Here is a 25,046-nt window from a genome sequence, read left to right as displayed (position 1 = left end):
GTCTGCCGCATATTAGAGAGAATGCCTTTGCCTTTTTGCAACAGGCACTCGGCGATGGGTAGCAGTGGATGTGCTGTCAGCCTGTTGATTTAATTGAGTTTTGTATTTTTGTGGTGTGCATTGAGTACGCGGAAAACGACTGGGTAGCCGATAGCGAGAGCATGTGCTCGTTGCCTGTTGATACCTAAATGGAATTTTCTGCTATGATCGCCGCCGCGATCCCGCTCACGCAGAGTGAAGACCATGACCCAAACCAGAAGAACCCAACAAATGCGCCGCGAGGGCACCATCGGCAAGCTCGTCGCGTCGGCTATCGACTGCATCAACGAACTGGGCTACCAGGGCGCCAGCGTGCAGATCATCTGCCAGCGTGCAGAAATGTCGCAGGGCGCGCTGTTCCGCCACTTCGCGACCAAGAACGAGCTGATGAAGCTGGTGCACAGCCGCACGGTCGACCTGTTGTTCGACCGTGCCGCCGCCGACCTCGCCGCACTGCCCGCGCAGACGCCCGACGAGGACAAGCTGCTGTGCATGCTGCGGGCGATGGTCGCCGAGCGCTACTACGTGGTGCTGATGGAGCTGATGATGGCCGCGCGTACCCAGCCCGAGCTCGCGATCTTGCTGGCGGGCGACGCGACCCACCAGCGCGACCGCTTCATCGCGTTGCTGGGGACCTACTTCCCGGCTTACGCGGGCAACAGCGAATTCGTCGCGATGACGCTGACCATGTCGACCACCTACCACGGCATGTCGTTGTACGGCGCGCTGGCTAACAGTGCCGGCGGCAGCGACCCGATGCCGCTGCGCGAGCAGTGGCTGCAGACCATTCTGCACCAGGAACTCGCGCGCATCGCGCGCAAGGGCGCGGATACCGCCAACCCGGTGTACGAGGTGCCCGTCCCGGCGCCCCTGGATTGACCGGCCGTCCTCACCATGAAAAAAGACCGCGCCTGGCGCGGTCTTTTTGCGTCTGGCGGGCGTCGTTTACCCGGCGCGGCGGCAGGCGATCAGGTAGTTGACGTCGGTGTCGTCCGACAGCGTGCAGGCGCCGGAGAGCGGGTTGTACTGCATCCCCTTCACTTCCAGCGTCTGCAGGCGGCAGTCGCGCGCCATGCGCGACAGCTCGGACGGCTTCAGGAAGCGTGCGTAGTCGTGGGTGCCGCGGCCGAGCAGCCCCAGTACATACTCGGCGCCGACCACGGCGAGCAGGTAGGACTTGAGGTTGCGGTTGAGCGTCGAGAACACCACCAAGCCGCCGGGTTTGACCAGCGCCGCGCAGCTTTGCACGATGCTGTGCGGGCTCGGCACATGTTCGAGCATCTCCATGCAGGTGACCACGTCGAACGAGGCAGGCGCTTCGGCGGCGAGCGCCTCGGCCGAGACGCAGCGGTAATCGACGGTGACGCCGCTGTCCAGGCTGTGCAACTGGGCGACCTTCAGCGACTTCTTGGCCAGGTCAATGCCGGTGACGCTCGCACCGGACGCCGCCATGCTCTCGGCGAGGATGCCGCCGCCGCAGCCGACGTCGAGCACGCGCTGGCCGTCCAGCCCGCCGCACAGCCGTTCGACGAAGGCGAGCCTGGCCGGGTTGATCGCGTGCAGCGGCTTGAACTCGCTGTCCTTGTCCCACCATTTGTGCGCGAGCTGGCTGAATTTCTCCAGTTCCTGTACGTCGACGTTGTCGGTCATGCCGTTTTCCCCTTGCCAAGAATCCGCTCGCGCCAGCGTGCCGCGTTTTCGAGCAGCGCGCTGCTATCCAGCGTGGTGAGGGCGCGTTCCTGCATCAGCGGCCGTCCCTTGACCCACACATGGCTGACCTGTTCGCGTCCGGCCGCGTAGACCACGTGCGAGATCGGGTCGAACATCGGCGAGGTCTCGACTTCAGCAAGGTCGATCGCGATCAGGTCGGCGTCCTTGCCCGCACGGATGCTGCCGGCCTTGTCACCGATGCCCAGCGCGCGTGCGCCGCCCAGCGTCGCCATCTTCAGCGCGGTCGCCGCCGGCACCGCAGTCGGGTCCAGCGTGCCGACCTTGGCCAGCAGCGCGGCCTGGCGCAGTTCGGCGAGCATGTCCAGCTTGTTGTTCGACGCGGCGCCGTCGGTGCCGATGCCGACGTTGACGCCGGCGGCCAAGAGGGCGGGCACCGGTGCGATGCCGGAGGCAAGCTTCATGTTCGAGGTCGGGTTGTGCGCGACCGACACCCCGTGGCGGGCGGCCAGTTCGATCTCGTCCTTATCCAGGTGCACCATGTGCGCGGCGATCAGGCGGGGCGAGAGCAGGCCGAGCGCCTTGAGGCGGGCGAGCGGGCGCTGGTGCTGCTCGCGCCGGGCGTCTTCGACTTCGCCGGCTGTCTCGTGGATATGGCAGTGGATCAGCATGTCCTCTTGTTCGGCTAGCGTCACCACCTTGCGGAAGGTGTCGTCGGACACCGTGTACGGGGCGTGCGGCGCCAGCGTGAAGGTCACCAGCTCCTCGCCGAGGAATTCGCGCCGCTCTTCCAGTGCGCGGCTCAGGTAGCCGTCGGCGTTCTGCGCGTAGTTGGTCGGAAACTCGAGGACGGTCGCGCCGACGAAGGTGCGCATGCCCGAGGCGAGGCCCGCGCGCGCCATCGCGCCGTGGTAGAAGTACATGTCGTTGATGGTGGTCGTACCGCCACGGATCATCTCCGCCATGGCGAGCAGCGCACCGTCGAACACGAAATCGTCGGCGACATGCGCGGCCTCGGCCGGCCAGATATGGTTCTGCAGCCAGTCCATCAGCGCCTTGTCGTCGGCGAGGCCGCGCAGCAGCGTCATCGCGCTGTGGCCGTGCAGGTTGACGAGGCCAGGCATCAGCACATGGTGGTCCAGGCGGACCCTTTTTTTAGCGTTTACCGCGGCTGCCTCGGTGGGATTCAATAAGGAAATAATTTTTCCGCTGTTGATGGCAACGGAATAATCCTCCAGAATCTCCCCGTCGTTCTCGACGGGGATCATCCAGCGGGCCGAGATCAGCAGGTCGAAGCCGTGGTCAGCCATGATGTTCACCTAATTTGCAAAGTTGGGGCGATTGTAGGAGGGGGGGCGCGCTTCGGCAACCCGAGGCGCCGGATTCCCCGTCGGCGGTGCCGCGTGCGCCGCGCGCGCATTGTTGACCCGTTGAGGCTTGAACGTTTGCCACTTCCCATGCCGTCCACCGAGGATTCCATCCTGTCGCGGTTGAGCCTGCGCCAGCTGTTTTTGCTGGCTGTCGTCGTCGGCCTGCTGATCCCCGCGCTGCTCGCCAGCGTGTTCGGCTACCGCGTGCAGCGCGACCAGCTGGTCGAGCGCTTCGGCCACGAGCAGCAGCGCATGCTGGAAATCGTGTCGTTTGGCATGCAGGAGCCGCTGTGGAACCTGAACCGCCAGTCGGGCTCCCCCTTGCTCGAGTCGGTGATGGACGACAAGCGGGTGCTGTCGGTGCAGGTCTACGACACGCTCAGCGGTGCCCCTTTCCTGTCCTCGCAGCGTGAAAACCCGCAGGCGCACCCGGGTGCGGTCTTCGAGCGGCCCGTCGTGCACCGCGGCGAGACCATAGGCGTAGTGCGCATCGCCTTCGACACCCGCCACCTGGACGAGATGCTCGAGCGGCAGCTGGTGTCGCTGCTGATGATCGTGCTTGCGCAGCTGGTGGTGTCCATCTTGCTGATCATGGCCATCCTCAATTCCCGTTTCTTGCGGCCGATGCAGCAGCTCTCGGCGCAGGCGGGCGAACTGGCCGCGCTGCGTCTGGAGCAGGCCTTCGAGTGGCGCAGGCAGGACGAACTGGGGGCGGTCGGCCGCCATCTGGAGTGGGCGCGCATCGAATTGCGCAGGCTCTTGGGCGAGCTTGGCGAGAAGACCCGCGCCTTGCAGGAAGATATCCGCCACCGGCGCGAGGTCGAGGAGGCCTTGCGCCGCTCCGAGGGCAAATACCGCGAGCTGTTCCATTCCAGCCTCGACGGCATCCTGATCTGCGACGCGGAGGGGCAGGTCATCGACGCCAACCCGGCGTTCCTCGCAATGACCGGCTATTCGGCCGAGCAGCTGCGCCGGCTCGGGTTCTGGCCGCTGCTGGCCGAGTGTGCCGAGCAAGGCGAAGCGCGGCGGCTGCACGAAGAAGTGTGGGTGCGCGGCTTCTGCGACGAATACGAGACCGAGTATGTCGACCGCCTGGGGCGGCACTTCCCGGTCAGCGTGAAGGCGGTCGCGACACGGGACGACAGCAGCGGTGCGGCCGGCGTATGGCGGATGGTGCGCGACATTACCAGCCAGCGCGAGGCGAAGGCCCGCCTGCAGCTGGCGGGCAAGGTGTTCGACAATACCGCCGAAGGCATCCTGATTACCGACGCATCCGGGGTGATCCGCAGTGCCAACCGGGCGCTCACCCGCATCAGCGGCTACAGCGAGCAGGAAATGGTCGGCCGCACGCCGGCGATGTTCGCCTCCGGCCAGCAGGACGCTGCCTTCTACCAGCAGATGTGGCAGCAGTTGCTGAGCGAGGGGCAGTGGCAGGGCGAGCTGACCAACCGCCGGCGCAGCGGCGAGCTCTACCCGCAATGGCTGGTGATCAACGCCGTGCACGACGCGGGCGGCGAGCTCAGCCACTTTGTCGCGGTGTGCAGCGACGAGAGCGAGCGGCGCGCCGCCGACGAGCGCATCGATTACCTCGCGCATTTCGACGCGCTGACCGGCCTACCCAACCGGACCCAGTTGCAGGAGCGTTCCGCCGTCGTCTTCCAGCAGGGCGACGAGGCCTGCGCCGCGCTGCTGCTGCTCGACCTAGACCGCTTCAAGACGGTCAACGAGTCGCTGGGGCATCAGGCGGGCGACATGCTGCTGCGCGTCGCCGCCGACCGCCTGGCCGGCGTGCTCGACGCCGGCCAGATTGTCGGACGGCAGGGCGGCGACGAATTCATCGTGCTGCTGCCCAGGCTCGCCTCGGCCGACGAGGCGCTGGGGGCCGCCAGCCGGATCCAGCAGGCACTGGCGTCTCCGGTCGAGATCGACGGCCATCCGGTGCAGGCGTCGGCCAGCATCGGCATCAGCCTGTTTCCGCAGGACGGGCAGGATTTCGACACGCTGGTACGCAACGCCGACGCGGCCATGTACCATGCCAAGGGCAGCGGCCGCGGCCAGGTCCGTTTCTACACTGCCGACCTGAACGCGCGTGCGCGCGAGAGGCTGCAGGTGGAGGCACAGCTGCGGCAGGCGCTTGAGGCCGGCGAGTTCGTGCTGCACTATCAGCCGCAGGTCGACATGAAGAGCGGCCGCATCGTCGGTGTCGAGGCGCTCTTGCGCTGGCAGCACCCGCAGCGCGGCCTGCTCGGCCCGCTGCAGTTCATCGACGTCGCCGAGGACAGCGGGCTGATCGTCGGGATCGGCCGCTGGGTGCTGGAGGAGGCGTGTGCGCAACTGGCGCGCTGGCGCGATGAGGGCCTGCCGCCGGTGCGGGTCGGCGTCAACCTGTCCGCGCTGCAGTTCAGGCAGCCCGACCTGGTCGACAACATCGCCGACGTGCTGGAGCGTTACGGACTGGACGCCGAGTGGCTGGACCTCGAGGTGACCGAGAGCCTGGTCATGGAAGACTTGCCGCAGACGACGGCGCTGCTCGAGGCCATGCACGCGCTGGGCGTGAGCCTGTCGATCGACGACTTCGGCACCGGTTACTCCAGCCTCGCTTACCTCAAGCGGCTGAAAGCCGGCACCCTGAAGATCGACCGCTCCTTCGTCAAGGACCTGCCGCACGACGCCGACGACGCGGCGATCACCCGCACCGTCATCAGCATGGCGGCCAGCCTCAATATGCGGGTCGTCGCCGAGGGCGTGGAGACGCGCGCGCAATGGGCGCTGCTGGCCGCCGAAGGCTGCGACACGGTGCAGGGCTATTTCTGCTCGAAACCGGTGCCGGCTGGGGACTGCGCGCGGCTGCTGCGCTCGGGGAGTCGGGTGCTGGACCCGGTGTCGTAAGGCCCGCTTTCCTTGTGCACGCCCGGCTCTCGAGCCGGGTTTTTTTTTCTGCTTGCCGGTCAGTTCTTATGTTCTAGTCATTAGTTTTTTTGAATATCCGGAGGTTTTCTCCTATCAATTGAGGACATGCCACCCGCTTGCCCAGGCAGGCCAGCCGCTTTCGCAAGGAGGAAGAATGAGTCTTTCCGACCTGACACCAGACACCCAGTCTGACGACGGCTACGAGCTCGAGGCGGCCGAGGCGCTGCGCGAGGAGGAGGGCGCCGAGGCTGCCGCGGCAGAAATGGCCGAGCCGCCGGAGGAGTCGACCGACATCACCCAGGTCTATCTGAACGATATCGGCCGGCAGAGCCTGCTCAAGCCGGCCGAGGAGCGGGCGCTGGCGGAGCGTGCGGTGGCCGGCGACTTCGATGCCCGTCAGGAAATGGTGTCGCGCAACCTGAGGCTGGTCGTCAATATCGCCAAGCGCTACGTCAACCGCGGCCTGCCGATGCTGGACCTGATCGAGGAGGGCAACCTGGGGCTGATGCACGCGCTCGACAAGTTCGACCCGTCCCGCGGCTTCCGCTTCTCGACCTACGCGACCTGGTGGATCCGCCAGAACATCGAGCGTGCGATCATGAACCAGTCGCGCACCATCCGCCTGCCGGTGCATGTGATCAAGCAATTGAACGTCTACCTGCGGATCCGCCGCCGGCTTGAGGCCCAGCATGGCTGCGAGCCTACGGCCGACGAGATCGCCGCCGAGGCGGGGGCGCCGGTGGCCGAGGTGCGCGAACTTTTGCAACTGAACGAGCGGGCGGCGTCACTCGACGCGCCGCTGGCGGAAGACCCGATGCTGACGGTCGGCGACGCGATCGCCGACGAGCGGCAGGTGATGCCCGAAACAGCGCTGCACCTGAAGCGGATGGAGATCCATCTGGAGGGCTGGCTGTCCGAGTTATCGCCCAAGCAGCGGCTGATCATCGAGCACCGCTACGGCCTGAACGACCGCGAGGTACGCACGCTGGAAGACCTGGCCGGCGAACTGGGCCTGACCCGCGAGCGGGTCAGACAGATCCAGCTCGAATCCCTAGACCTGCTGCGCCGGGTACTGCGCAGGCACGGGGTCGGTGCCGAGGTGCTCTCGCACGAATAGTCGGTCAGGCGGTCGCGCGGGTGGGCTGGGCGGGCACGGGCACCGGCTCGAAGACGAGTCCGATCGCAGCGGTCACGTCGGCGCTCGCACGCTCCGCCTCGCGCATGTGGTCGACCACCTCGTCCAGCACCTCCCTGTCGCGCAGCCAGTCTCCCTTGACCGCCCGCATCGCCGCGCGCACATGGTCGTGCACCCGTGCATGCGGTTTCTCCAACTCGGCAAAGCCCGGCCGCTGCGCGTAGAGGGCGCGTCCTTCCCCGCCGTGGTACCAGCGTCCGAGCCTGCATTGGTCGTGCGGGACGTCGGTCTCGTCCGCCTGCGCTCCGGAGCCGCCCTGCTCGAGCCCGATATAACTGTTCTGCATGTAGATGATATGGTCGAGCTTGACCAGCGACGAGAATGCGGTGTCCTTCGCGCGCGACAGACTGTCGATGGTCGATTGCGCGGCTGAGGCCACCTCGTCGAATTCTGCCCTGAAACCGGCGACCCGCTGGCTGGCAGATGCGCTCTGGCTGACTGTAGCCTGCGTCTGTTCGACCATCGTCTCTACGCGCTGGCTCAGGCGTTCGACGATGGCGCCGATTTCGCGGGTCGCGCTGTGCGTGCGGTCGGCCAGCTTGCGGACCTCATCGGCCACTACCGCGAAGCCGCGGCCGACTTCGCCGGCGCGCGCGGCCTCGATCGCGGCGTTCAGCGCGAGCAGGTTGGTCTGTTCGGTGATTTCGGTGATCAGGCGCACCGCGCCGACGATGCTGCCGCTGGCTTCACCCAGTTCGCGCGCGCTTTGCGAAAGCTGCTGCATCCGGCGGTTGATCTCCTCGAACTCGCCGTCCAGTTCCTCGACGGTCTGCCGGCTCGCCTGCGCACCGTCGCGGTTGCCTTCGGCGACCGACAGCACGCTGTTCATCTCGGCGCCCGCACGCAACAGGTCCTGCTGGTTACCCTTGAGGTTGCGCAGCAGGTTGCCGGTATTGAGCGCGTGCAACTGGCTGGACAGGCGGTTCTTCGCGTCGAATTCGGCCGCCTCCTGCATCGCCTTCATCGCGACGTTGACGTTGCGCATCGACAGCGCGAATTCGCCGGGCATGCCGTCGGTGAGCGCGCGCCGGCTGTAGTCGCCCTGGCTTGCCCGTTCGAAACAGGTGGCAATCTCCTTCGAGTGCGCTTCGATCACGTCGAGCAGCTCGTTCAGGCTCCATGCTACCTTGCCTATTTCGCCAAGACCCTTGGTATTCGTGATGCGGACGTGGGTCTCGCCATGTGCCGCGAGTTTCAGTACGCGGTCGATTTCGGCGAGCACCGCGAGCGGGCGCTGCTGCTGACGCCAGGCATAAACGGCGAAGACGATTGCCAGCAATGGCACCACGGTGTTGGGGAAGCCTACGCCGCGCTGAATGATGCTGTGTACGGCCAGCACCAGCACCATCGCCACGAAGACCAGGCAGGCCGCCGCGAACTTATGCTCGAGAAAGGGTGTGCGCCGGCTTACCCGGCTGGTCGAACGCAGCAGTTGTTCGGTGTGCGGGCGGCTCATGGGCGGCTTCCTTGCGGGCTGCTATGGCGGTTGTAGAGGTCGAGCACAAAGCGCTCATAGCTGACACCAAGCCCGGCGAGCTGTCCTTCGAGCCACGCCAGCGACGCGGCGGGCGCGTCGGCGGCGGATGTGGCGCGCTCGATGTCCATCATCTGCCGGTAGAGCGGCTCGACAACCGCGATCGCCTGCGCCGGCGCCTGCCGGCGCACCGAGAAATAGCCGACCGGATGGCCCTGCCTGCGGTCGATGGTGACGTTGGCGAACACCCAGTAGTGGTGGCCATCGGCGGTCATGTTCTTGACGATGCCGAAGAACTCGTGGCCGCCTTTCAGGGTGTCCCACATCAGGCGGAACGCACCGCGCGGCATGTCAGGGTGGCGGACGATATTGTGCTGCACGCCGAGCAAGGCCTCTTCAGGGTAATTGCAGACCTTCATGAACACTCGGTTGACGTAGGTGATGCGGCCGGAGAGGTCGGTCTTGCTGACGATCAGTTCGTCGGGAGGGAAGCTGACTTCCTGGCCGGTAGGCGTAAGGCGGGGTTTCATGTCGGGTGCTGTGTCATGTAAAGCTATTGTGTATGGCTTGGATTTTATAGTTATGCCCATGTCAATGATAGTGGTTTTTGTGGGGGCACTGGGCGTGCCGACCCGGCTGCCGGATAATGCGCTGGATACCGACCGATGGAGTGTGCGATGAACGAAACCGCGATGAGCGACGCCGATTACCAGAAGCTGGGCCAGACGCTGGCGGGCTTGGCGGGGCAGGGGGCGATGAAGCTGGAGATGCTGGACGGCTTTTTTGCCGCGCTGGTGGCCGGCCCCGAGGTGATCCGCGCGGCGGAGTGCCTGCCGCAGATCCTGGGGCGGGCCTGGGACGACGACGCCGCCTTCCCCGGCCCCAAGGCCTTTGACGAATTCATGCGTCTGGTCAATGGGCACTGGCACGAAGTGTCGGCGACCCTGCTCGCCGGCGACGATTACTACCCGTGGCTGGACGCGGACGACGCGGGTCGCGTGTCCGGCAACGACTGGGCCGAGGGCTTCGAGCAAGGGATGGCCTTGCAGCCGGCCGACTGGCAACTGGCCTTCGATGACGCGGACGCGGGTGCCGCGCTCGCGCCCATCATGACACTGGCGATGGAGCGCGAGGCCGACCCGGCGCTGCGTACCACCGTCAGCGACGCGCAAAGGGAAGAATTGCTCGGCCAGCTCTCGCCGGCGGTCTCTCGCCTGCACGACTTCTTCCGCACGCTTCGCGAGAAGATGGCCGCCGAACTTGCCGCGGCCGAGCAGGAGAAGACCAGCTTCTGATCGCGCACGGCGATGGCCGCCCCACGGGCGGCCATCGTTCCCGTGCCGCCGCCGTAGCTAGCCGCTCAGGCGCGGCCGGGAAAGAGTTTCTGCAGCAAAAGGCCGCCCAGGATCAGCCCGAGGCCGGCCAGCGTCGAGGCGAGGATGGGCTCGCCGACGATCAGGTGGATCAGCCATAGCGACACGATGGGCGACAGGAAGATCAGGTTGGCGATGCGCGCGGTGCTGGCGGTCAGCTTCATCGCGCTGAGCCACAGCACGAAGGTGAAGCCCATCTCGACCGCGCCGACGTAGGCCGCGCCGGCGAGCCCCTGCCAGGCGACCGGGGTCAGCTCGCCTTGCAGCGCGCACCACAAAATCGCGAGCGGCAGCGCGAGCGTGAAGTTCAGCGCGAGCCCCAGCACCGGCTCGCGCGCGTCGCGCGTGCTGAAAATCCAGTAGCTCGCCCACAACAGCGTCGACGCCAGCGCCCACAGCACGCCCTCCGCGTTGGAGAACGACAGCGACAGCAACTCGCCCCGGGTACCGATCACCAGCACGCCCAGGTAGCAGGTCAGCGCGGCGGCCAGGTCCTGTCGTCTCAGCGTCTGCCCCAATAGCGGCACCGACAGCAGCGTCATCGTCAGCGCCCAGGTGTAGTTGATCGCCTGCGCTTCCTGCGCCGGCAACAGCGCGTACGCCTGGAACAGGATCAGGTAGTAGGCGAAGGGGTTGACTGCACCCAGCAATAGCGAGCGCCGCCATTGCAGACGCAGCGCCGGCAGGAATTCTGTCAGCCTTTTTTGCCAGGCGAGGATGGCCATCAGCGAGGCAAGGCTGGCGGCGCTGGCGTACAGCACGAGTTGCGCCGGGCTCAGGTGTTCGAGGCTGAGCTTGAAGGCGGAGGCGACGGTCGACCAGGCGAGGACGGCGCAAAGCCCGAGTAAGGTGGCACGGCTCTGGCGGGTCAAATGGTATTCCTTTCGTGGATCAAGAGCAGGGCGTTGGCGATGTCGGCAAGGTCCGCGGCGCTTTGCGAGGCGGCGAGCCCCAGCATATAGCCCTGGCGGGCGCGGTAGAGGTCGCCGGTCAGCCCGTGCAGGTAGACGGCGAGGCAGGCGGCGTCAAAGGGCGGCAGGTGCTGCGCGATGAGCGCGGCGATCGCGCCGGACAGCACGTCGCCCTGGCCGGCGGCGGCGAGCGCGGCGTTGCCGCTGGCATTGACGCGGTAAAAGCCGTCGGCGCGCGCGATCAGCGTACCGGCTCCCTTGAGGACCACGGTTTGCCCGAAGCGGCGGGCGAGTGTGCGCGCGGCTGCGACGCGGTCGGCCTGCACCTCGGCCGTGGGGCGGCCCAGCAGGCGGGCGGCCTCGGCCGGGTGAGGGGTCAGCACCGCCGGCGCCTGCCGCGTGGCCAGCCGTTCGGCAAGCGCGGGGTCGGCGGCGACCAGGTTCAGCGCGTCGGCGTCGACGACGAGCGAGGCGTCGAGCGCGAGCGCAGCGGCGAGCGCGGCGCGCGCGTCCCCGCTCTGGCCCAGCCCCGGCCCGATGGCGCACACCTGGTGGGCGGGCAGCCTGGGCGCGTGCGGCGCGATCATCAGCTCGGGGTGGCCCGGGTCGACGGCGAGGCGGGCGTCCAGCGTCGAGAGATGCACCTTGCCCGCGCCGAGCGCGAGCGCGGCACGTCCGGCGAGCAGCGCCGCGCCCAGCATGCCTGGCGATCCGCCGACCACGCAGACGGTGCCGTAGCTGCCCTTGTGGCTGTTGGCCTTGCGCGCGAGCGGCGCGAGCAGCGGGCGGTTGAGTCCTCCCTCTGCCGGCGGCCACAGCGCCGGGGGGACGCCCAGCGGTGCGACCTCCAGTGCGCCACAGAGGCCCGGCCCGTCGCCGGTGAGAAGGCCCGCCTTGAGGCACAGGAAGGTGAGCGTATGTCTGGCGCGGATCGCCTCGCCCGGCGCGGTGCCGCGCGTCGCGTCGAGCCCGCTCGGGGTGTCGAGCGCGAGCACCGGTACGCCACTGGCGTTGACCGCGCGGATCAGCGCATCCCACGGCGCGGCGGGCGCGCGCGAGAGGCCGATGCCGAACAGCCCGTCGACGATAAGCGCGCCTGCGTCTGCAGGGAATTCGCGGACGGTGTGGCCGGAGACCGCGTCCCAGCGCGCGCGTGCGGCGACGGCCTCGTCGCCCTTTTGCGGCGCGGGGCTGACCACGGTGACCGGGTAGCCCGCTTCGGCAAGCTCGCACGCCAGGTGCAGCGCGTCGCCGCCGTTGTTGCCGGGGCCGGCAAGCACGGTGACGGGGGCAGGTTCAGGGAGCAGGGTGCGCACCTTGTCGGCCGCCGCGCAGGCGGCGCGGCGCATCAGGCCCATGTTTTGTGCGGCTGCGGCCGCTTCCAGCGCGCGCTGCGCGGCAAGGGACTGGATCGCCGGGTTCATCGCGTCTCGCCCCAGCGCGGCACCAGCGTGTTCGGCACGCCGATCTGGTCGAGGATGCGCGCGACGACGAAGTCGACCATGTCGTCCACGCTTTGCGGGCGCGTGTAAAAGCCGGGTGCGGGCGGCAGGATCACCACGCCCAGGCGGGCGAGCTTGAGCATGTTTTCAAGATGGATGGCCGAGAGCGGCGTCTCGCGCGGCACCAGCACCAGCTTCTTCTGTTCCTTGATCGCGACGTCGGCGGCGCGCTCGATCAGGTTGTCGCTCATGCCCTGCGCGATCGCGGCGAGCGTCCCCATCGAGCACGGGCAGACCACCATCGCGTCGGCGGGGTTGGAGCCGGAGGCGACCGGCGCGTGCCAGGCCTCGCGCCCGAACGCGCGCAGCTGGCTTTCTTCGGCGCCGCTCATCTCGGTAAGGAAGCGGGTCAGCGCGTCGGGCGCGGCGGGCAGCGCAAAGTCCGTCTCCTCGCGGGCAACCACCTGCGCGGCCTGCGAGGCGAGCACCCAGACGCGGACCCGTGCGGCGACGAGCGCGCGGATCAGCGCGAGGCCATACGGCAGGCCGGAGGCGCCGGTCAGCGCGACAGTCACGGTGTGTGGGGTGGGCATAGCAAGACCTCAGTGCGGGGTGGACGGCCAGCGCCACAGCAGGCGGGCGGCCAGGAGTCCGTTGACGGTGCCGGTGATGAGCGCGGCGAGCGCGAACGCCGGCACGAAGTAGAGTATGCCATCGGACGGGATCAGCCACAGCCGGGCCAGCAGCAACTGGCCGCCGATATGGCCGTAGGCGGCGATCAGGCTGAGGCTGACGGGGCCGAACAGCCGACGCGGCAGGCGGCTCGCCGGTGCGAGGAGCATGAGGCTCGCCAGCGCGCCGGCGAGGCTCAGGAAGAAGCCCGGCGTCAGCATGCTGCCCATCAGCAAGGCGGCGCCGAGCACCCTGAGCAGGCTGACCCAGACCGCGGCAGCAAAGCCCAGCCGGTACAGCGCGAGCAGGGTGACGATATTGGCGAGCCCGGGTTTGACACCGGGCAGCGGGGTGGGTAGCGCGGCGTCGATAAGCACGAGCACGATGGCCAGCGCAGACAGCGATGCGACCTGCCTGTCCAGCGGACGGGCCGCCAGCGTCAGGCGCTCAGAAACTGAGACTGTCATACGCGCGCGCGCCCTCCAGCGTGATGCTGGTCGCGTTGGGCAGGCAGATGGCGCTTTGTCCGGCGTGCGTAAGCCAGCCCTGGCCCACGCAGTACTGGCGCGGGCTGGGGTCGGACTCGATGCGGGCGCGGCCGTCCTTGACGCGTACCACGGTGTCGCCCAGCGGGCCGGGGACGGTATAGCGGGCGTTGTGCAGCAGGCTGACCTCGCGCCACAGCGTCCCGCCCTGGCGGATCGACAGCGAGCGCGCCGGCGATTGCGTCCAGCACGCCCACACGACAAGGCCGCACGTCAGTGCGGCCAGCGTGAAGACGGCGACATCCCCCGGCCGGATCAGTCGCATGCCGCCCTTTGCAGTTGGCGGTGGCGCAGCAGCACCTGCTCTTCCTTGCCGAATGCCCGTGCCAGATGCTCGGCGATATAGACCGAACGGTGCTGGCCGCCGGTGCAGCCGATGGCGACGCTCAGGTAGCTGCGGTTCTCGCGGACGAATTCCGGCAGCCACTTCTCGATAAAGGCGCGGATGTCGGCGATCATCGCGGCGACCTGCGCTTCATGAGCGAAGAAGTCGATCACCGGCTGGTCGCGCCCGGTCAGCGGCTTGAGTTCCGCCACGTAGTGCGGGTTGGGCAGGCAGCGCACGTCGAACACGAAGTCGGCGTCCAGCGGCACGCCGTGCTTGAAGCCGAACGACTCGAACATCAGCGTGAGCCGTCCGCCGTCACAGCCGGCAAGCTGGCGCACCCATTGCCTGAGGTTGTTCGCGGCCATGTCGGAAGTGTCGACGCGCAGCCCCAGTTCGCCGACGGCGGCTAACAGTTCGCGTTCGAGCTCGATGCACTCGGCGAGCGTCAGGCCCAGTCCGGCCAGTGGGTGTGCGCGGCGGGTCTCCGAGAAGCGCTTGACCAGCGTCTCCTGTTTGGCCTCGAAGAAGAACAGCCTGACGTCGAGCCCGGCTTCGCGCAGGCGGCCGATCTCGGCGGGCAGCCGGTCCAGCGTCGCGCGGCTGCGGGTGTCGACGCTGATGGCGACCTTCTGGTAGCCGTCGGCCTGGTAGATGGTCAGCGCGTCGGCGAGCATGGTCGCCGGCAGGTTGTCGACGCAGAAGAAGCCGGCGTCTTCCAGACTCCTGAGCGCGACCGACTTGCCCGAGCCGGACAGCCCGCTAATCAAGATCAGCTGCATTTTCCTGTTCCCGCAGGAAGTTGGTGTGCCGTTCGACGAACTCGCGCGTGCTGTCGATGCCGCGCAGCTGCAGGATGTAGTTGCGCACCGCGGCCTCGACCAGCACCGCCAGGTTGCGGCCGGCAGCCACCGGCAGGATCACCTTGCGCACGGTGACGCCGAGGATGTCCTGCGTCTCGGACTGGATGTTCAGCCGGTCTAGCGCCTGCATCGCCTGGTCGTTTGCCTTGATGAGATGAATGATCAGCTTGAGCACCTTCTTCGGGCGCACCGCGGTCTCGCCGAACACCGTGCGCACGTTGAGGATGCCTAGGCCGCGCACCTCGAGGAAGTCGCGCAACAGCGGCGGGCAGCGCCCCTCCAGCGTGTCCGGGCCGATGCGGTAGAGTTCGACCGCGTCGTCAGCGACCAGGCCGTGTCCGCGCGAGATCAGTTCGAGCGCGAGTTCGCTCTTGCCCATCGCCGAGTCGCCCATGATCAGCACGCCGATCTCGAGCACGTCGAGGAACACGCCGTGCAGCACCGTCGACACCGCGAGCGCGCGCGCCAGGTAGATGCGCAGCACGTCCATCAGGTACGGGCTCTCCAGCGGCGTGGTCATCAGCGGGACGTTGTGGGTGTGGCAGTAGTCGCGCAGCAGCGCGGGCACCGCCTGGTCGTTGGCGACAATGACCACCGACATGGTCTTGTGAAACAGCTGGTCGAGCGCGGTGCGCGCGGCCGAACGCTCGAGCCGGTTCAGGTAGTCGACCTCGGCGAGGCCCAGCACCTGCACGCGGTTGGGGTGGATGAAGTTCAGGTGGCCGACCAGCGACAGCGTCGGGCGCTGGTCGTCGTTGCCGATCAGGTTGTCCGAGCCGCCGCGGCCGGCGATCCAAGTCAGGCTGAGCTTCTGCTGGTTGTCCTGGTAGAGCTTGCGGACGCTGACGCTAGGCATGCTCGCACCGCTCGGTCAAGAGCCGGTAGATCGCGTCGGCGTCGGCGGCGCCCTCCAGCGCGTCGCGCAGCGCGCGGCTGGAGAACAGCTGCGCGAGCTCGGAGAGCACCTGCAGGTGCAGGTCGGTCGCCTGTTCGGGCACCAGCAGCGCGAACAAGAGGCGCACCGGCTTGCCGTCGGGCGCGTCGAACGGGATGGCCTGCTTGAGGCGGATGAAGACGCCCATCGCCTCCTTCAGGCCGCGCGCGCGTCCGTGCGGGATGGCGACGCCCTGACCGAGCCCGGTCGAGCCCAGTTTCTCGCGGGCGAACAGGCTGTCGAAAACTTCGCTGCGGGCGACGTTGCAGGTGTTCTCGGCGATCAGGCCGACCTGCTCGAAGATCCGTTTCTTGCTGGCGACGTCGAGGTCGACCAGTACATGCTCACGGGTCAGAATCTTGCCGATCAGGGACATAGGTATTCGGGCTGGTTGTTGTGCACGCGTATTCTACGCTGGCACCGGCTTTATCAATAGTCCATTCGCGTGCATGAAAAACGGGAACCCGCGGGTTCCCGTTGTCCTGGTGCGCCTAGCGCTTATTCTTCGGCAGCCGGCTGCGGTGCGGCGACGCGGTGCTCGGACAGCTTTTCCTTGTGCTTGATCACCTGGCGGTCGAGTTTGTCGATCAGCGCGTCGATCGCGGCGTACATGTCGGAGTCGGTCGCTTCGACATGGATGTCCTTGCCGGCGAGGTGGACGTTGACTTCGGCTTTCTGGACCAGCTTGTCCACGGACAGGGTGACAGAAGTGTCAATCACGTTATCCACATGGCGTACCACGCGGTCGAGTTTCTCTTCGACGTAGTCGCGCAGGGCAGGGGTGACTTCGAGGTGGAGACCGGTGATCTTGAGGTTCATAACCCAACTCCTTCTGTGGTTGACCGGGCGCTGGCCCGACCGGTAAAAATTCGTGTGGCAATCCGGCTACAGCGTCTTGCGCTGGCTTGCCGGCGCGACCTGCATCGCTTCGCGGTACTTGGCGACGGTGCGGCGGGCGACCTGGATGCCGAGTCCGGATAGCGCCTCGGCCAGCGCGCTGTCGGACAGCGGTTTTTTCGGGTCTTCACCGTCGATCAGGCGTTTCATGTGCGCCTTGATCGAGGTGGCCGAGCATTCGCCGCCGTCGCCGGTTTCCAGCGAACTGCCGAAGAAGTACTTCAGCTCGAACAGCCCGCGGCTACACAGCAGGTATTTCTGCGTGGTCACCCGCGAGATGGTCGACTCGTGCAGTCCGAGCTCGTCGGCGATATCCCTGAGGATCAGGGGCCGCATCGCTACTTCACCGTGTTCAAAGAACTTTTGTTGCCTGTCGACGATAGCTTCTGACACTTTCAGGATGGTGTCAAACCTCTGCTGGAGGTTTTTGACCAGCCAGCGTGCCTCCTGCAATTGGCCGCCGAGCGCGCCCGCGCTATCCCTTTGTTGCTGCAGGAGATTCGCGTAGACGCTGTTTACGCGCAGTTTAGGCTGCACTTGCGCGTTCAGCCGCGCGAGCCAGCGGCCGCGCACCTTGCTCACCAGCACGTCGGGCGCGACATAGCGGGTATCGTCGTCGTCGAAGCCGCCGGCCGGGCGCGGACGCAGCCGGCTAATCAGCGCCTGCGCGTCGCGGATCTGCGCTTCGTCGACGGCAAGCAGCCGCTTGAGCTTGCCGTAATCGCGGTTGCCCAGGAGGGCGAGGTGGCCGTCGACGATGCGCGCGGCGAGCGTGGCGGCGGCGGAGACGGGCAGCGCCGAGAGCTGCAGCTGCAGGAAGTCCTCCAGCGAGCGGCAGCCGATGCCGGCCGGCTCCAGTTGTTGCAGCAGACGGCGCAGGTAGCCGATCTCGTCGGCGTCGACCTCGAGTTCGGCGGGCAGCGAGGCGGCGATCGCCTCGTTGTCGTCCGCCAGGTAGCCGTCGTCGTCGGTCTCCTCGATCAGCACGATCAGCAGCGCGCGCTCGCGCGCGCTCAGCGAGAGCTCGCCCAGTTGCGCGGCGAGGTGGGCGCGTAGCGACGGCTTCTCGGCGATATTGAGCAGCGGGTCGAATTCGTCGCCGTCGCCGCGCGCGCTGCCGCTGCCCCAGCTCTCGGCGGCCTCCTGTGCGTGCGCCCCCTCGTCGGCGCGGGAAGCGCCTTCCTCTTCGCGCGCGGCACTTTCCTGCGGTGCCTCGAAGGGCTCGGCGTCGTCCTGGCGCTCGAGCAGGGGGTTGTCGGCGAGGTAGCGCTCGATCTCGGTGCCCAACTCGAGCGTAGACATCTGCAAGAGCTTGATCGACTGCTGCAGTTGCGGGGTCAGCGTCAGCTGCTGGCTGACCTTCAGTTGCAGGGACTGTTTCATCGCGGCCCTGCTCTTTAGAGGTGGAAGTGTTCGCCCAGGTAGACGCGGCGGACCTGTTCGTTGCCGACCAGTTCGTCCGGCAGGCCGGACGCGAGCACCTTGCCGTCGCTGATGATGTAGGCGCGGTCGCAGATGCGCAGCGTCTCGCGCACGTTGTGGTCGGTGATCAGCACGCCGATGCCGCGTTCCTTGAGGAAGGCGATGATCTTCTGGATGTCGATCACCGCGATCGGATCGACGCCGGCGAATGGCTCGTCCAGCAGCACGAAGCGCGGCCGGCTGGCCAGCGCGCGCGCGATCTCGGCGCGGCGCCGTTCGCCGCCGGAGAGCGCCATCGCGTTGGTGTCGGCCAGGTGCGCGATATTGAGGTCGTCCATCAAGAGCGCGAGTTCGCCCTCCATTTCCTCGCTCTTGAGGCCGGAGATCTCGAGCACGGCACGGATGTTCTCGGCGACCGTCATCTTGCGGAAGATCGACGCTTCCTGCGGCAGGTAGCCCAGCCCCATGCGCGCGCGCTTGTGGATGGGCAGGTGGGTGATTTCGGTGCCGTCCAGTTCGATGCGGCCGGCCTCGGCGGCGATCAGGCCGACGATCATGTAGAAGCTGGTCGTCTTGCCCGCGCCGTTGGGGCCGAGCAGGCCGATCACCTCGCCGCTGGCGATCTCGAGCGACACGTCCTTGACGACGGTGCGCTTCTTGAAGGTCTTCTTCAGGCTGCGGACGGTCAGGCGGCTGTCGCTCATTTCTTGTCCTCGGTCTTGGGCTGCAGGATGACCGTCACCCGGCCGCCGGCGCCGCCGGTGACCTTGGGGTTGCCGCCGGAGACCTGGTAGAGCTCGGTCTCGGTGTTGTAGGTGATCACCGCGCCAGCGACCGAGTCTTGGCCGCGCTCGACGAAGGCGTTGCCGGTGAGCACGGCGACGCCGGTCTTGCTGTCGTAGTCGATGCGGTTGCCGCGGCCCTTGATGTATTCGTTCTTGCCCTCGACCTTCTGGCGGAAGGTCGCCGGCTTGCCGGTGGCGAGCAGCGTCTGCTCGCCGGCCGCGTTGCGGGTGACGACCACATGGTCGGCCTTCAGCTGCAAGGTTCCCTGATTGACGACGACGTTGCCGTCCCAGGTGGTGACGCCGCTGTTCTGGTCGAGCGTGCCGCGGTCGGCCGACAGTTCGATCGGCTTGCTGCTGTCCGCCTTCTCGGCGTGGACGGCGCCCGCGAGCGCGACGAGCAAGGCGGTGGCGGCGATGGATTTAAGGTTGCACATAGTGGATCCTGACGTTCGACAGCAGGGAGACTACGCCCTTGGGCTGTTCGTACACAAAGCCGGTTGCGCGCAGCACGGAGTCGCCCTGCCAGACGGTGACCGGTGCCGGCCCGCGCGCGACCGAGGTAGCCAGGTCGACCGTCATCGCACGGGTCTCCAGCCGGACCGGTTGCGCCCCTGCGCGGCCCGGGTCGTTCATTTCGACGCGGCGGTCGAACCAGACCTTGCGGCTGGCGCTGTTGTAGCGGCCGACCTCGCCGTCGACGGTGTAGTTGACCTGCCCGTTCTTGTAGCTGGTGAGCCTGGGCGCGTCGAAGTCGATCTCCTTCGACTTCGGGTACTGCCACATCTTCTTCGCGGTCAGCCTGTCCTGCAGCAGGCCTGCTTCGTTGAAGCGGGTCGCGGTAAAGTTCTCCACCGTGTATTCGGGCTGGCTCGCGTCGACTTCGAATGCGCTGCTCTTTTCGCGGGTGACGCGGTCGAGCACGATGGTCAGCAGCGAGAGCAGTAGCACTAGCAACAAAGGGAACAGGCGGGGAAAGCGCTTCATGCGAGGTACTTCCCGATAGCGCCATCCCAGCTACCCTGCGCCTGCATGATCAGCTCGCACACTTCGCGCAAGGCGCCGGCGCCGCCGGGCGCCCCGGTGACGTAGCGCACATGCTGCTGGACGAGCGGGCTTGCCGCCGGCACCGCGATCGGCAGGCCGACTCGTCTGAGCGCGGGCAGGTCGATCAGGTCGTCGCCGACGAAGGCGCACGCCGAGGCCGCGATGCCGCTTTGTTCGGTGAGTGCGGCGAGCGCCTCGGCCTTGTCCTTGATCCCGGCGAAGTAGTAATCGATGCCGAGCGCGCGCGCGCGGTGCTCGACGCAGCGGTCGGCGCGGCCGGAGATGATCGCGAGCTTGACGCCGGTGCCCTGCAGCAGCTTGAGGCCGAGGCCGTCCTGCACGTAGAAAGCCTTGCTTTCCTCGCCGTGGGCGTTGTAGTAGAGCTTGCCATCGGTGAGCACGCCGTCGACGTCCATCACCAGCATGCGGACCTGGCGGGCCAGTTCGTGGATGGTTTGCATCGTCGCCTCCCTTACACCACGCCTGCGCGCATCAGGTCGTGCATATTGAGCGCGCCTTGCGCTCGGCCGTCCGTATCCACGACGATCAGCCCGTTGATCTTGTGCCTTTGCATCAGCTGGACGGCCTCGGCGGCCAGCTTGTCGGCCGTGATGGTGCGCGGCGCGCGGGTCATCACGTCGTCGATGACGAGGCCGGCGAGCGAGTCGGTCGTGTCCAGCGTGCGCCTGAGATCCCCGTCGGTATAGAGGCCGGCCAGGCGGCCGTCTGCCCCGACCACCGCGGTCATGCCCAGCCCCTTTTGCGAGATCTCGAGCAGCGCGCCCTTGAGCGGGGTGCCGCAGGTGACCTGCGGCAACGCCTCGCCGGTGTGCATCACGTCCCGCACGTGCACCAGGAGGCGGCGGCCCAGGCTGCCGCCGGGATGGGACAGCGCGAAGTCCTCCTTGCCGAAGCCGCGCGCGTCGAGCAGGGTGACCGCCAGCGCGTCGCCCAGCGCTAGCGCCGTGGTGGTGCTCGCCGTCGGGGCCAGACCCAGCGGGCAGGCCTCTCGCTCGACGCTGGCGTCCAGGTGGATGTCGGCCTCGCGCGCGAGCGTCGAGTCCACGCGGCCGGTCATCGCGATCAGGCGGATGCCCTTGCGCTTGAGCGCGGGCAACAGCGCGATCACCTCGTCGCTCTCGCCGGAATTCGATAGCGCGATCAGCACGTCGCTCTCGGCGATCATGCCGAGGTCGCCGTGGGCGGCTTCGGCGGGGTGGACGAAGAAGGCGGGCGTGCCGGTGCTGGCCATGGTCGCGGCGATCTTGCGCGCGATATGGCCGCTCTTGCCGATGCCGGTGACCACGACGCGGCCGCGGCATGCAAGCAGGGTATCGATGACGGCGACGAAGGCCGTGCCCAGGCGGGAGGCTAGGCGTCCGATGGCGTCGGCTTCGACCTTCAGCACTTCGCGGGCGAGGTCAAGCCGGTGTTGGGCGATCTGTTGTTCCATGGTGGGCGAGTATATCAGTTAAAATCCTGCTCTCTAGCATACGGTGCACGCGGAGGACGGCTGTCCGTCGCATGCGTGACGCCGGCTGCCGCCTTATCGACCTACAACGTGGGAATTCCGACAACCGTGCATTCGCTGGCTCCTATCGTCCTCGTCCTGTTGTGCGCCGTCCTCTCCGTCACCCTGTGCCGCACCTTGCGTGTGCCGCCGATGCTGGGCTACCTGGTGGTCGGCTTCATCGCCGGCCCCAGCGTGCTCTCGCTGGTGCCCGAAGGCGAGCAGACGCATTTCCTCGGCGAGATCGGCATCGTGTTCATGATGTTCTCGATCGGCCTCGAATTCTCCCTGCCCAAGCTGAGGGCGATGCGCAGCCTGGTGTTCGGCATCGGCTTCGCACAGGTCGCGCTGACCCTGCTGCTCATCATGGCCGGCGTCTGGGCGTTGTCCGGCAACGCGCTGGCCGGTTTCGCGATCGGCGGCGCGCTGGCGCTCTCGTCGACCGCGATCGTCAGCAAGCTGCTGACCGAGCGCCTGGAGCTGGCCAAGCCGCACGGCCAGCTGGCGATCGGCGTGCTGCTGTTCCAGGACCTGGCGGTGGTGCCGCTCCTGATCCTGCTGCCGGCGTTCGCCGGCGACTCGGCGTCGCTGGTGACCGATCTCTCGCTCGCGGCGGTCAAGGTGGTGGTGGTGATGACGGTGCTGTTCTTCGTCGGCCAGCGCCTGGTGCGCCCGTGGTTCCACCTGGTCGCACGGCAGCGCTCGAGCGAACTCTTCATGATCAACGTGCTCCTGGTGACGCTGGGCATAGCGTGGCTGACCGAACTCTCCGGCCTGTCGCTGGCGCTGGGCGCGTTTGTCGCGGGCATGCTGATCTCCGAGACCGAGTACCGCTTCCAGGTCGAGGAGGACATCCGCCCGTTCCGCGACATCCTGCTCGGCTTCTTCTTCGTCACCGTCGGCATGAAGCTCGAGATCAGCGTGCTCACCGAGCGCTGGGGCGACGTGCTGGCGATGCTCGCCCTCTTGGTGCCCCTGAAGCTTGCGGTGGTGTTCGGCATCGCGCGCGCGTTCGGCCACCGCCCGGGCGATTCGCTGAAGGGTGCGCTCGCGCTGGCGCAGGGCGGCGAATTCGGCTTCGTTCTGCTGACGCTGGCCGCCAACCTCGCGCTGGTTTCGCTCGCGTCGGTACAGGCAGCGCTGGCGGCGATCATCCTCTCCATGCTGCTCGCGCCCTTCCTGATCCAGCACGCCGACGCGATCACCCGCCGCCTGATCCGCAACGACTGGATGATGGCGTCGCTCGACTTGCACCAGATCCTGGTGCAGAGCATGAGCAAGAGCGAGCATGTGCTGGTGTGCGGCTACGGGCGTAGCGGGCAGGCGCTGGCCCGCCTGTTCGACGCCGAGGAGGTGCCGTTCTTCGCGCTCGACCTCGACCCCGAGCGGGTACGCGAGGCGAGCGAGGCCGGCGACCCGGTGGTGTTCGGCGACGCGTCGAAGAAGGAAGTGCTGAACGCGGCGGGCATCCAGCGCGCGCGGGTGGTGGTGATCACCTTCGCCGACACCCATGTCGCCGAGCGCATCATCGAGACCGTGCAGCAGCTCAAGCCCAACCTGCCGGTGATCGTGCGCACTTCGGACGATAGCGATATCGAGCGCCTGCGCGAGGCGGGCGCTGACGAGGTGGTGTCCGAGGTGATGGAGGGCAGCCTGATGCTGGCCTCGCAGGCGCTGATGGTGATGGGCCTGCCGATGAGCCGCGTGCTGCGCCGCATCCGCACCGCGCGCGAGGCGCGCTACAGCCTGTTCCGCGGGTTCTTCCGCGGCCTGGGCGACGAGGCGGCCGGCGAGGAGGGCATGCGGCTGGAGAGCGTGCGCCTGGCAGCGGACGCGTACGCGGTGGGCAAGCGCATCGGCGAAACCGGGCTGGCCGAGTTGGGGGTCGAGGTCAAGACCGTGCGCCGGCGTCAGTTCAAGCGGCACGACCTCAGCGAACACTTCGTGCTCGAGGAGAACGACGTGATCGTGCTGCTGGGGCGGAACGAGCAACTGGCGCTGGCCGAACAGCGCTTGCTGCAGGGCGACTGAGCCTGGCTTACGGCAGGATGGTGGTGATCTGCCGGGTCAGTTCCTGCTTGAGGGCCTGCTGCTTCTCGCCCTGCGTCGTCTTACCCTTGACCATCTCGTTGAAGTCCAGCGCGTAGGTCGGCGCGTTGATTTGCCCGGTGATCTTCAGCGGGACGTTGACCTTGGAGAGGCGCTCGAACGAGCGCGGGTTCGCCTTCACGTTCAGCGCGTAGTCGATGATGCTCTCCTTGAGGTCGACTTTGCCGCTGCCGGCGACGTTCACCAGTTGCGAGTGCAGCCTGAGGTCCTGGTTGCGCGCGACGCCTTCTTCGAGGTCGAAGCTGGCCGACAGCGACTGGAAGGTCGTCTTTTGCTGGCCGTCGCCTGCAAGAGGGGTCTGTCCCCAGTCCTTCAATTCGGCCGGCAGGTTCTTCAGCGCGGCGACCAGGTCGATGCCGGTCAGCGCGCCTTGAGAGAGGCGGACGCGGCTGTGCCCGGTCAGCGACTCGCGCAGGGCGGCCAGCGAACTGCCGCGTGCCACGATGTCGACTTCGGCGCTGCCCTGACCGTCGATGCGGCTGAAGCTGAATAGATCGGTCAACAGCGGCCGGATATGCATGCCGTCGAGCTTCTGGCGCACCGTCAGCCGCACGTCTTTGTCGCGGACCAGTTCGGCGCTGCCGCTGAGCGTGCCCTGATAGATCCTGGCAGACAGGTTGTCGACCGCGAAGCGCTTGCCGTCGGCGCTGACGTCGGCGTGCACGTCGCGCACCCGGAAGCGGCCCATATTGAGCTCGCCGATGTCGACCTTGCTGCGCAAGTGCAGGAAGTCCATCCAGTCGAGCTTGAGCGGCGTCTTGTCCTGCAGCAGGGCGACTGCCTGCTCGGGCTTGGGTTCCGGCAGGTAGCGGTTGAGGTCGAGCTTGTCGAGCGCCAGCGTCGCCTTGTGCTGCGGCGGGAACAGGCCGGTCTGCTCGACCGTCAGCGTCAGCGGCGTGCCGTCCAGACGGCCGGCCGTGCGCAGGTTGAAGCGTCCCTCGCTGACCGAGCCGTCGAGCGCGCCTTCCAGGCGGGCGGCCAGCTGGCCGCGCGGCAGGACCGGCGTCGTCAGCCGGGTTTCCAGCGTCAGCGGCGCCATCATCAGTCGTTCCAGTGCGACCAGTTGTACGGGTGCGCTGAGTGTCGCCGTGACGGTGTGTTCGCCGCGGCGGGTGACGAGTTCCACCCGGCTATGGTCGGCGTACAGGCCGGCTTCGGTCAGCTTGAGCGTTTCGAGACGGCCCTTGAAGCGGTGTTCGGCCTGCGCCAGTTGCAGCGATCCTTCGACGGAAAGGGTCGGCATCTCCATCCGGGCAAGGCTCAGCGTCGCGTGCGGGATGCTCGCGTCCACCTTCAGTTGGGGTTGGTCGAGCCGGTAGCCCAGACGTACCCTGTCGGCGCTGACGACGCCCTGTCTGAGGTCGACGTCGAGGTCGCCATGCACGGAGAGCAGGCCGGCATCCTGGCGCCGGTTGGCGAGTTGCGCATCGAGTGTCAGCGCCTTGGCGCGCAGGTGCCGGTCGTCCAGCCGGTAAGGGACGTCCAGCCTGAGAGTGAGGGTGCGCTTGCCGTCGTTGAGGCGTCCGCCCAGTTGCAGTTTTGCGTCCCCGCGCAT

25 protein-coding genes are annotated in these 25,046 nt (G+C 67.2%); 5 read left to right on the top strand and 20 right to left on the bottom strand.

What is annotated here, in order from left to right; all coding sequences use genetic code 11:
* Positions 1-243: 243 nt before the first annotated feature.
* Positions 244-918 (top strand): TetR/AcrR family transcriptional regulator, encoded by a 675-nt coding sequence (locus E5K04_RS05425; protein ID WP_136551885.1) that lies wholly within the window; start codon positions 244-246, stop codon positions 916-918.
* Between the two features lie 66 nt (positions 919-984).
* Here E5K04_RS05425 and ubiG read toward each other — a convergent pair whose 3' ends face one another.
* On the bottom strand, positions 985-1,689 hold the full coding sequence (gene ubiG / locus E5K04_RS05420; protein WP_136551884.1) for a bifunctional 2-polyprenyl-6-hydroxyphenol methylase/3-demethylubiquinol 3-O-methyltransferase UbiG: 705 nt from the start codon (positions 1,687-1,689) through the stop codon (positions 985-987).
* A complete protein-coding gene (locus E5K04_RS05415; protein WP_136551883.1) occupies positions 1,686-3,017 on the bottom strand; it encodes a TRZ/ATZ family hydrolase in 1,332 nt (443 codons plus the stop codon). Before E5K04_RS05415 ends, ubiG begins: the two co-directional genes overlap by 4 nt.
* Before the next feature lie 147 nt (positions 3,018-3,164).
* On the opposite strand from E5K04_RS05415, the gene E5K04_RS05410 reads away from it, so the two are divergent.
* The gene (locus tag E5K04_RS05410; protein ID WP_136551882.1) at positions 3,165-5,966 is read left to right on the top strand and encodes an EAL domain-containing protein; all 2,802 of its coding nucleotides are present in this window, start codon (positions 3,165-3,167) and stop codon (positions 5,964-5,966) included.
* 175 nt (positions 5,967-6,141) lie between these two features.
* The gene (gene rpoS, locus E5K04_RS05405) at positions 6,142-7,104 is read left to right on the top strand and encodes an RNA polymerase sigma factor RpoS (RefSeq protein ID WP_136551881.1); all 963 of its coding nucleotides are present in this window, start codon (positions 6,142-6,144) and stop codon (positions 7,102-7,104) included.
* 4 nt (positions 7,105-7,108) lie between these two features.
* Here rpoS and E5K04_RS17040 read toward each other — a convergent pair whose 3' ends face one another.
* Together E5K04_RS17040 and E5K04_RS05395 are read right to left on the bottom strand one after the other, a co-directional pair.
* Positions 7,109-8,638: a methyl-accepting chemotaxis protein gene (locus tag E5K04_RS17040; protein WP_136551880.1), complete on the bottom strand. Its 1,530-nt coding sequence runs from the start codon at positions 8,636-8,638 to the stop codon at positions 7,109-7,111.
* Positions 8,635-9,186, bottom strand: a complete 552-nt coding sequence (locus E5K04_RS05395) for a PAS domain-containing protein (protein WP_136551879.1) — start codon at positions 9,184-9,186, stop codon at positions 8,635-8,637. Before E5K04_RS05395 ends, E5K04_RS17040 begins: the two co-directional genes overlap by 4 nt.
* Positions 9,187-9,333: 147 nt before the next feature.
* Between E5K04_RS05395 and E5K04_RS05390 the strand changes: the two genes are divergently transcribed.
* Positions 9,334-9,951 carry a UPF0149 family protein gene (locus E5K04_RS05390; protein ID WP_136551878.1) on the top strand — a complete coding sequence of 206 codons (618 nt, stop codon included), beginning with the start codon at positions 9,334-9,336 and terminating at the stop codon, positions 9,949-9,951.
* 65 nt (positions 9,952-10,016) lie between these two features.
* On the opposite strand, the gene E5K04_RS05385 is transcribed toward E5K04_RS05390, so the two are convergent.
* The 15 genes from E5K04_RS05385 to E5K04_RS05315 all read right to left on the bottom strand — a co-directional run bounded on the left by E5K04_RS05385 (position 10,017) and on the right by E5K04_RS05315 (position 21,325).
* Positions 10,017-10,901 (bottom strand): DMT family transporter, encoded by an 885-nt coding sequence (locus E5K04_RS05385; protein WP_136551877.1) that lies wholly within the window; start codon positions 10,899-10,901, stop codon positions 10,017-10,019.
* Complete coding sequence (locus E5K04_RS05380) at positions 10,898-12,364, bottom strand: NAD(P)H-hydrate dehydratase (RefSeq protein WP_136551876.1); 1,467 nt, start codon at positions 12,362-12,364, stop codon at positions 10,898-10,900. Before E5K04_RS05380 ends, E5K04_RS05385 begins: the two co-directional genes overlap by 4 nt.
* Positions 12,361-12,975 (bottom strand): flavin prenyltransferase UbiX, encoded by a 615-nt coding sequence (locus tag E5K04_RS05375; RefSeq protein WP_136551875.1) that lies wholly within the window; start codon positions 12,973-12,975, stop codon positions 12,361-12,363. Before E5K04_RS05375 ends, E5K04_RS05380 begins: the two co-directional genes overlap by 4 nt.
* 9 nt (positions 12,976-12,984) lie before the next feature.
* A complete protein-coding gene (locus E5K04_RS05370; protein WP_136551874.1) occupies positions 12,985-13,521 on the bottom strand; it encodes a Gx transporter family protein in 537 nt (178 codons plus the stop codon).
* On the bottom strand, positions 13,502-13,864 hold the full coding sequence (locus E5K04_RS05365) for a NusG domain II-containing protein (protein WP_136551873.1): 363 nt from the start codon (positions 13,862-13,864) through the stop codon (positions 13,502-13,504). Before E5K04_RS05365 ends, E5K04_RS05370 begins: the two co-directional genes overlap by 20 nt.
* Positions 13,855-14,706, bottom strand: coding sequence for an RNase adapter RapZ (rapZ, locus tag E5K04_RS05360; RefSeq protein WP_136551872.1), 852 nt, complete (start codon positions 14,704-14,706; stop codon positions 13,855-13,857). Before rapZ ends, E5K04_RS05365 begins: the two co-directional genes overlap by 10 nt.
* Positions 14,687-15,643 (bottom strand): HPr(Ser) kinase/phosphatase, encoded by a 957-nt coding sequence (hprK, locus tag E5K04_RS05355; protein WP_136551871.1) that lies wholly within the window; start codon positions 15,641-15,643, stop codon positions 14,687-14,689. Before hprK ends, rapZ begins: the two co-directional genes overlap by 20 nt.
* A complete protein-coding gene (gene ptsN / locus E5K04_RS05350) occupies positions 15,636-16,097 on the bottom strand; it encodes a PTS IIA-like nitrogen regulatory protein PtsN (RefSeq protein WP_136551870.1) in 462 nt (153 codons plus the stop codon). The genes hprK and ptsN overlap by 8 nt, the downstream gene beginning before the upstream one ends.
* 122 nt (positions 16,098-16,219) lie before the next feature.
* The gene (gene hpf, locus E5K04_RS05345) at positions 16,220-16,540 is read right to left on the bottom strand and encodes a ribosome hibernation-promoting factor, HPF/YfiA family (RefSeq protein WP_136551869.1); all 321 of its coding nucleotides are present in this window, start codon (positions 16,538-16,540) and stop codon (positions 16,220-16,222) included.
* 66 nt (positions 16,541-16,606) lie between these two features.
* Positions 16,607-18,001 carry an RNA polymerase factor sigma-54 gene (locus E5K04_RS05340; protein WP_136551868.1) on the bottom strand — a complete coding sequence of 465 codons (1,395 nt, stop codon included), beginning with the start codon at positions 17,999-18,001 and terminating at the stop codon, positions 16,607-16,609.
* Between the two features lie 14 nt (positions 18,002-18,015).
* Positions 18,016-18,744, bottom strand: a complete 729-nt coding sequence (lptB, locus tag E5K04_RS05335) for an LPS export ABC transporter ATP-binding protein (RefSeq protein ID WP_136551867.1) — start codon at positions 18,742-18,744, stop codon at positions 18,016-18,018.
* Positions 18,741-19,262 carry a lipopolysaccharide transport periplasmic protein LptA gene (gene lptA / locus E5K04_RS05330; protein ID WP_136551866.1) on the bottom strand — a complete coding sequence of 174 codons (522 nt, stop codon included), beginning with the start codon at positions 19,260-19,262 and terminating at the stop codon, positions 18,741-18,743. The genes lptB and lptA overlap by 4 nt, the downstream gene beginning before the upstream one ends.
* Positions 19,249-19,812, bottom strand: coding sequence for an LPS export ABC transporter periplasmic protein LptC (lptC, locus tag E5K04_RS05325; protein ID WP_136551865.1), 564 nt, complete (start codon positions 19,810-19,812; stop codon positions 19,249-19,251). Before lptC ends, lptA begins: the two co-directional genes overlap by 14 nt.
* On the bottom strand, positions 19,809-20,333 hold the full coding sequence (locus E5K04_RS05320) for a KdsC family phosphatase (protein ID WP_136551864.1): 525 nt from the start codon (positions 20,331-20,333) through the stop codon (positions 19,809-19,811). Before E5K04_RS05320 ends, lptC begins: the two co-directional genes overlap by 4 nt.
* Positions 20,334-20,344: 11 nt before the next feature.
* Positions 20,345-21,325, bottom strand: a complete 981-nt coding sequence (locus E5K04_RS05315) for a KpsF/GutQ family sugar-phosphate isomerase (RefSeq protein ID WP_136551863.1) — start codon at positions 21,323-21,325, stop codon at positions 20,345-20,347.
* Positions 21,326-21,433: 108 nt separating this feature from the next.
* Between E5K04_RS05315 and E5K04_RS05310 the strand changes: the two genes are divergently transcribed.
* The gene (locus E5K04_RS05310) at positions 21,434-23,413 is read left to right on the top strand and encodes a monovalent cation:proton antiporter-2 (CPA2) family protein (RefSeq protein WP_456236619.1); all 1,980 of its coding nucleotides are present in this window, start codon (positions 21,434-21,436) and stop codon (positions 23,411-23,413) included.
* Positions 23,414-23,420: 7 nt separating this feature from the next.
* Here E5K04_RS05310 and E5K04_RS05305 read toward each other — a convergent pair.
* On the bottom strand, positions 23,421-25,046 hold a 1,626-nt coding region (locus tag E5K04_RS05305), incomplete at its 5' end, for an AsmA family protein (RefSeq protein ID WP_136551862.1).

The organism is Crenobacter intestini (assembly GCF_004919095.1).
GTDB classification, from domain to species: domain Bacteria; phylum Pseudomonadota; class Gammaproteobacteria; order Burkholderiales; family Chromobacteriaceae; genus Craterilacuibacter; species Craterilacuibacter intestini.
The sequence above is the reverse complement of the archived record's forward strand: the minus strand, read 5'-3'. Positions and strand labels throughout refer to the sequence as shown.

Bases quoted from the DNA above. Each gene is read 5' to 3' on its own strand.
- E5K04_RS05425 (WP_136551885.1), top strand. From the start codon at position 244: ATGACCCAAACCAGAAGAACCCAACAAATGCGCCGCGAGGGCACCATC.
- ubiG (WP_136551884.1), bottom strand. From the start codon at position 1,689: ATGACCGACAACGTCGACGTACAGGAACTGGAGAAATTCAGCCAGCTC.
- E5K04_RS05415 (WP_136551883.1), bottom strand. From the start codon at position 3,017: ATGGCTGACCACGGCTTCGACCTGCTGATCTCGGCCCGCTGGATGATC.
- E5K04_RS05410 (WP_136551882.1), top strand. From the start codon at position 3,165: ATGCCGTCCACCGAGGATTCCATCCTGTCGCGGTTGAGCCTGCGCCAG.
- rpoS (WP_136551881.1), top strand. From the start codon at position 6,142: ATGAGTCTTTCCGACCTGACACCAGACACCCAGTCTGACGACGGCTAC.
- E5K04_RS17040 (WP_136551880.1), bottom strand. From the start codon at position 8,638: ATGAGCCGCCCGCACACCGAACAACTGCTGCGTTCGACCAGCCGGGTA.
- E5K04_RS05395 (WP_136551879.1), bottom strand. From the start codon at position 9,186: ATGAAACCCCGCCTTACGCCTACCGGCCAGGAAGTCAGCTTCCCTCCC.
- E5K04_RS05390 (WP_136551878.1), top strand. From the start codon at position 9,334: ATGAACGAAACCGCGATGAGCGACGCCGATTACCAGAAGCTGGGCCAG.
- E5K04_RS05380 (WP_136551876.1), bottom strand. From the start codon at position 12,364: ATGAACCCGGCGATCCAGTCCCTTGCCGCGCAGCGCGCGCTGGAAGCG.
- E5K04_RS05375 (WP_136551875.1), bottom strand. From the start codon at position 12,975: ATGCCCACCCCACACACCGTGACTGTCGCGCTGACCGGCGCCTCCGGC.
- E5K04_RS05370 (WP_136551874.1), bottom strand. From the start codon at position 13,521: ATGACAGTCTCAGTTTCTGAGCGCCTGACGCTGGCGGCCCGTCCGCTG.
- E5K04_RS05365 (WP_136551873.1), bottom strand. From the start codon at position 13,864: ATGCGACTGATCCGGCCGGGGGATGTCGCCGTCTTCACGCTGGCCGCA.
- rapZ (WP_136551872.1), bottom strand. From the start codon at position 14,706: ATGCAGCTGATCTTGATTAGCGGGCTGTCCGGCTCGGGCAAGTCGGTC.
- hprK (WP_136551871.1), bottom strand. From the start codon at position 15,643: ATGCCTAGCGTCAGCGTCCGCAAGCTCTACCAGGACAACCAGCAGAAG.
- ptsN (WP_136551870.1), bottom strand. From the start codon at position 16,097: ATGTCCCTGATCGGCAAGATTCTGACCCGTGAGCATGTACTGGTCGAC.
- hpf (WP_136551869.1), bottom strand. From the start codon at position 16,540: ATGAACCTCAAGATCACCGGTCTCCACCTCGAAGTCACCCCTGCCCTG.
- E5K04_RS05340 (WP_136551868.1), bottom strand. From the start codon at position 18,001: ATGAAACAGTCCCTGCAACTGAAGGTCAGCCAGCAGCTGACGCTGACC.
- lptB (WP_136551867.1), bottom strand. From the start codon at position 18,744: ATGAGCGACAGCCGCCTGACCGTCCGCAGCCTGAAGAAGACCTTCAAG.
- lptA (WP_136551866.1), bottom strand. From the start codon at position 19,262: ATGTGCAACCTTAAATCCATCGCCGCCACCGCCTTGCTCGTCGCGCTC.
- lptC (WP_136551865.1), bottom strand. From the start codon at position 19,812: ATGAAGCGCTTTCCCCGCCTGTTCCCTTTGTTGCTAGTGCTACTGCTC.
- E5K04_RS05320 (WP_136551864.1), bottom strand. From the start codon at position 20,333: ATGCAAACCATCCACGAACTGGCCCGCCAGGTCCGCATGCTGGTGATG.
- E5K04_RS05315 (WP_136551863.1), bottom strand. From the start codon at position 21,325: ATGGAACAACAGATCGCCCAACACCGGCTTGACCTCGCCCGCGAAGTG.